The sequence below is a fragment of the Mycobacterium parascrofulaceum ATCC BAA-614 genome (genome assembly GCF_000164135.1).
Taxonomy (GTDB): Bacteria; Actinomycetota; Actinomycetes; order Mycobacteriales; family Mycobacteriaceae; genus Mycobacterium; species Mycobacterium parascrofulaceum.
This window is the reverse complement of the sequence record NZ_GG770667.1, coordinates 1-605: the sequence shown is the minus strand read 5'-3', so window position 1 is coordinate 605 and position 605 is coordinate 1. Positions and strand designations below refer to the sequence as shown.

Annotated in this window: 1 pseudogene; it reads left to right on the top strand. The window is 62.5% G+C overall.

Annotated features, from left to right (window positions below):
- Nucleotides 1-605: pseudogene (locus HMPREF0591_RS30145) on the top strand (IS5 family transposase); the annotation flags it as partial.

The window sequence follows — 605 nt, the reverse complement described above, 5'->3', positions numbered from 1 at the left end:
ATCAACACTCGGCGGGCGCCCGTTCGGACACGTTGTGCACAGGGGGCACTGTCGAATTCGAATTACAAGAAATCTGCCGATGAGCCCGACGATCATGCGATCGGGCGTTCCCGCGGCGGGCTGACCACCAAGATCCACGCGCTGACTGATCCTCGCGAAGCTCCCGTGGCGGTCCGGCTCACCGCCGGCCAAGCCGGCGACAACCCGCAATTGATGGCGCTGCTCGATGATTACGCCGCGACATGCAGGGATTCAGACCAGTCCGCTGACGATTTCCGGTTGCTCGCCGACAAGGCGTATTCGCATCCGAGCACCCGTACCCAATTGCGTTCCCGCAGAATCAAGCACACGATTCCCGAACGTCGAGATCAGATCGACCGCCGCAAGGCCAAGGGATCCGCCGGCGGCCGCCCACCGGCGTTCGACGCCGAGATCTACGCGCTGCGCAACACCGTCGAACGTGGCTTCAATCGGCTCAAGCAGTGGCGCGGCATCGCGACCCGCTACGACAAGTACGCCCTAACATACCTCGGCGGTGTACTGCTGGCCTGCGCCGTGATCCATTCGATGGCTTTATCTGCGGTGGAGCTTGCCTGTCTCAAGTA